Source organism: Moorena sp. SIO3B2 (genome assembly GCF_010692525.1).
In the GTDB taxonomy this organism is placed as follows: Bacteria; Cyanobacteriota; Cyanobacteriia; order Cyanobacteriales; family Coleofasciculaceae; genus Moorena; species Moorena producens.
In genome coordinates, this window is the sequence record NZ_JAAHHE010000402.1 from 1 (window position 1) to 5,203 (window position 5,203).

Annotated in this window: 4 protein-coding genes and 1 pseudogene; all 5 read right to left on the reverse strand. The window is 40.3% G+C overall.

Annotation, left to right across the window (positions count from 1 at the left end; genetic code table 11):
• Positions 1–538 precede the first annotated feature (538 nt).
• Positions 539–3,436, reverse strand: a complete 2,898-nt coding sequence (locus F6K38_RS34645; RefSeq protein WP_287359642.1) for a multicopper oxidase domain-containing protein — start codon at positions 3,434–3,436, stop codon at positions 539–541.
• 146 nt (positions 3,437–3,582) lie between these two features.
• Positions 3,583–3,708: a hypothetical protein gene (locus F6K38_RS34650; protein ID WP_287265635.1), complete on the reverse strand. Its 126-nt coding sequence runs from the start codon at positions 3,706–3,708 to the stop codon at positions 3,583–3,585.
• Between the two features lie 132 nt (positions 3,709–3,840).
• A complete protein-coding gene (locus tag F6K38_RS34655; RefSeq protein ID WP_287265634.1) occupies positions 3,841–4,434 on the reverse strand; it encodes an NADPH-dependent FMN reductase in 594 nt (197 codons plus the stop codon).
• Positions 4,435–4,471: 37 nt separating this feature from the next.
• Complete coding sequence (locus F6K38_RS34660; protein WP_287265632.1) at positions 4,472–4,876, reverse strand: hypothetical protein; 405 nt, start codon at positions 4,874–4,876, stop codon at positions 4,472–4,474.
• A gap of 98 nt (positions 4,877–4,974) precedes the next feature.
• A pseudogene (locus F6K38_RS34665) lies at positions 4,975–5,203 on the reverse strand (hypothetical protein); the annotation flags it as partial.

Below are 5,203 nucleotides of genomic sequence, written 5' to 3' on the forward strand. Positions count from 1 at the left end.
AAACACTTAGCTGCTCCATAAAATTGGTTCCTAAAAAAGATGATACATCAAAATTGGAAAGTTTCAAGTCAAGACTCATCCACAAAAAAATTCCCCGGCTTCTAGGCACCGGGTACATCTCACTGTCCTGGGGGGGCGACAATCTGGCCTGTAGACTAGGTGGGAAGAGGGATTGAGATAAATGACAAAAAAAGATAGGTTGAAGACTGAGGGGGTGACATGAGCCCCAAAAAGCTTACTCTATAAGGCTTTGATGCCAATAGGCTGATGGAAGATACAGTCCCAAATTAACCCTCAAGTCATTTTCTGGAAGCTCAAACCCTTATAACTACGTCCAAAGTCAGCCCAAAACAGAATGTATATTTTAGGTGCGACCCGTGGGGAATTAAATTCCCCACGGGTCGCACCTGAAGTAAATTATGGGCTAAAATTATTATCCAGTAAGGATTTCAGCTTATATCTCACAGCCCCACCTCGGTAGTGGTAAAGATGTAGTGATTTGGCTACAGTGTAGTCAAAGTTTCGGGGGTTAAAATCACTAATTTTTTACCTCCACATGCACATCTATACCAAGAAAGTCTATTATTCCTTTGGAAATACCTTTCAATCGTTTCAGGTTTAATTCGCTAAATGCTTTTGGATTGATCACTTTCAGATTATGCATCATGCCTCGATCTTCATGTGCTAGTATATGGCAGTGATAGACAAATACACCTGTAATGAAGGGATTTACGAAGGGAATACGAACTGTTGTTACGCTGTGTGGAGGTAAGTTAATTACATCTCGATATCCTTGGGGTTTTAGGTTACATTCTTGTCCCTTAGGTACTTCTTTGGTAGAATCACCACCTTGATCGGGATCAAAATCAGGATGATTATTACGATAAGGAAGAGTCACCTCACTATCATCACAAGATCCTTTATCTACCTGGTAATTATTGTATGTCTCGGGAACAGCCTCCGACGAAGGAACAGGAAAAGTAGCCTTAGTCACTACGAAATCAAGCTGGTGTATGTGGAAAACGTGGGGATTATCATCTGTATTGACCAAATGCCACTCTTCTATATCTCCCACGTTAGAAATTTTATCGATCCGATTTCCATCAAATACTTCTTTGATTTTTTCATTATCAATTAGATTGTCTGGATTTTGTACCAAATGTGCTTCTGCTTGCGTTTCAAATCCTTTTAGAAAAAACTTACCATCGCCTGAGCTGAAATAGAAGTAACGTTTCTGGGTACGTGGATCTGTATACGCATTTGATGGAGTTATGCAAGCTTTATAGAGCACCTTTTCCTCCAATTCTTGATCAGGAACTTCCTTAATTCTCAGATATTCTCTCAGATATTCTCTCAATTTATCCTTCTGATCAACTGTTAGTTGATCTAATTCATTACATGAGGGCAATTTAGCTACTACATCAGGATCTGGCAGTATCTTGTCTATTTTCAATGGTTCCTGATTTTTGATGAAGTAATCTAAGTTTGTATTTTCGTTGTCGCTGCAAGTTTCTCCTGTAGAACCATCTTCACACACAGACACAGTCGATCCGTCAGGTTTATATGTGTAACTTTGAACATCATCCCCTTCTACCTCAACAGTTGCTAGCAAGTAGCTTTTTTGATTTCCTAGGTTAACCCACTGTTGCTGCTTTGTGGTCAAGTCGGTGTCAAGGTCAGAAACTAGATTATATGTGCTACCTTTTGGACCTCCTACTACAAGAAGCTCTACTCGGGCAGCAGGTGGTAATAGAACTGAGTTAGTTGCTACTGGATTTGCAACAACATCACCATCACGGGCCAAGATATAAAAGTTTGAGTTACCCCAGGGTTGAGTAAATTTGGGTATTGCATAATCTTGTATGTCTGAGATGTTAGTTATTTTACCAATAAAACTTCCTTCTTTTAATTGAACATTTTCGGCTGGGGAACCTGATAAAGAAGCTGTTATTTTAGCTTTTTTTATTTTACCGCTTATACTTCCGTCTGCCTTTATTACTATTTCATTCAAATCTGCACTTGTTATTTTAACATCTGTAATATTTGAATTATCAATTACAGTTACATTAGTAGCATTGATACCTTCTAAACTGCCTTGATTCGATGCAGACAAGTTGATCTTATTAAACGAGATAGTACCATTTATATTACCATTTTGCTCATCCACTTCTATGGAAGCATCTGTTATATTCAATTCGGTAGTATTTAGTGTATTACTCCAACCTGGATCTTTGATACTTTCTAGGGCAATATTCATGTACCGATCCGCCCCTATATTGGCAATGCGCCATAACTGAATCTCTCCAGGCTTTATTGTTATTTTTGGGTTGACTTGACTATTGAGAACGAAACAATCCTCCTTCCCTGTGCCTAAAACATCATTAAAGTCCTTAAACGTCATCACCTGTTGAGCTATTTGTGGCTCAAGGCTGTTTGCTTCAAATTCAGCCTCTAGTGGAACATTTATCTGTGCTTGGAGTGCTGCTACAGGTTTGGCAAATTGTTCGTAATATTCATCATTCCCCTTGATAATAATGCCACCTGAGAGACCACCCCGAACCTGATTATCGCTCATTGAGTGGGCGTGGGAATGATACCAAAATAGTCCAGACTGATGGATGTCTGGAATCAGGAACCCCATATTGTAATCAGCTATCGAACCATATGTAGAATTTGAAGGATTATCACCCGGATAATAACCACCAGGAAGGTTTGCGCTTGTGCCAGTGGTTGAATCAGGTGTTGTCTGACCAAGTGGGGTAACAGGTATCAAATCATAAGTTTGAGTATTCCCTGTAGGAGCAAGCGTTACCTGGTTGCTATGATCATTATCTATTATTACTAGAGGGTTTCCCTCTGGTAGCGGGATTTCTTCTGGTTTCGGTGTCACGTTAGAGTGAACTTCCACCAAAACATCATCAGCACCCAGTAAAGGTGATACGTTGAAGCCATGATAATGAAGGTTAGTGTATTGAGATACACTCTCTAAATTTTCTTTTGTTTGTGGTAATTTCCCTGCCAATTGAACATTTACTGGTAAGTCATTGATGAGGTCTACGTTTAAGTTGTTATCAACTATTATATTTTTTCCTCCTACTTCCCTCTCCTGACTAGGAGACACCTCGATCACAGGTGGCGTATAGCTTAGCGGCTGCTCATCATTTAGTACTGTCCCATCCCTCTTAGTGTATTTAGCTCCGTAGAGGTAGCCTTGGTAAGTTTGTTCTCCTTTTCCATTTCCCTCTAACGTGAAATCGGCCTGAGTTGCACGTAAAGTAACTGGACCGTTATCCGCATCTGCAAATGGCGGATTTTTAAAATCTGGCTGATCTTCGCTTGGGTCTGGACGCCTAAGTGTACATACATTGACAAAAGGTCGTACAGTATCACCCTCACCCACAGCGACAGCTTTCCCTGTAAAGGTACTGACAGCCATAAGCGTGCTCACTAAGAACACAATCACTACCCTGCGTAGGAACAGGTATAAATGGTTCATAAATTCATTACCGAAAGAATAGTTCACAAAAGTGAGTATGACAGCCTGTCAGTATTGAAATCAAGTTTTTGTTATAAAAGTTTATATTAGCCTTCGTCGGGACTCGGGAATCGGGAATCGGGAGTCGGGAGTCGGGAGTCGGGAGTCGGGAGTCGGGAATCGGGAGTCGGGAATCGGGAATCGGGATATTTAGCCCAATCGCGCTGATACAACCAAAAAAATGACTGCTGTCAGCTATTATCTTCTTTTATCTTATTTTATCTCTTATTATCTTCTATTATCTCCTATTATCTTCCCACGCCACCCACACTCCCCGCGCCCCCGCCCCACACTCCCCTTCTTTTTTACAAAGAAACGTAGCGCTTTTGATTAACCATCGCCTCGGTATACCAAGCCAGTTCATTCATAAAAGATTCCAGCCTGGCTTTAAATCTCAAGTCATACAAATTACCATTGTCATCAAATAATTCCTTCACATTGGCAACAGGCAATTTATCTGGAATTGGTAACCCACCTAAAGCCAGACAGACTAATCGTAACTGCGCCAAACAATCAAGTCCGCCAAATCTCCCAGAAGACACGGTACATATACCAATAGGTTTATACTTTAAAGCCTGGGGTTCCAGATAATCCAGGGCATTTTTTAATACTCCAGGATAGCCATTTTTGTATTCAGGAGTAACCAGTAATATCCCATCTGATTGACCCAGCTTGGAGCAAAACTGTAGGACATTATCAGGAGGATTTGAGCTATCCTGTAATCGCTCCTCTAACATGGGTAACTTATACTCACCCAGGTCAATCAGTTCAGTGTCTATTCGGTCTTGCTTAACAAGCTCTGTTAAAATAAATTTCGCTACTTTGAGACTTTCCCGACCAATGCGGCAACTCCCTAAAACAATAGGAATTTTTAGCTTGATTTTGCTTAATTCTTCCATTTTAAATTAGGGAGTATACTCCCATTATAAAATTTACCTATTCATCTAAGCTTTTTATACTAAAGTAAAACTCGCGACTGAGAAAATTAGGGCGTTCGCCATTCTTAAACTTGAGAAAAGTAGCAATAATGCACAAACCTTTATTAGTATTAGATGCTAATAATGCTTCCACTCCATCAAGATTATATTGGGCACTGAAGCCTGTTTGACCGAGATTGTCTACATAGGTTGTTACCTCAACTTTGCCCCAATATTCTGGGGAATTACCACCATAAGCATCGATAAACACCTGCTCGCCCTGCTGAGTTATAGTAAATTTTTTAATCCACTCGGTTTGTTGATTAGAATTGATCCATGTACCGAGTATGGTACTTAAGTCAATTTGAGCATTGCTATCAGGTTGAGAATTCTGAGTTTCACCGTAAACTTCCTGGGATTTCATCCTATTCACATCTCCTAAGATTGTTTTTGTCTATTGTTTGTGGCGTTGACACCAGAAGACTATTACATTTTTTAAATCTAAAGACTACTTACGGTAGACTACTTACGGTGGAAAAATTCACGACCAAAGTGCTTAGGACGACCGCTACCATCTAAGTAGCGAGTATAGGATTGAATCACGATTATACCTAGTTTGTGATTGGAGACCAGAAGACTTTCTATTCCGTCGAGACTATAAAGGGCATGGAATCCTGCTGCTATCAGGGGTGATTTACCAGCTCCGTAGGGTATAGCTTCCGCTTCTCCCCAATCAATTAACCCCCCATCA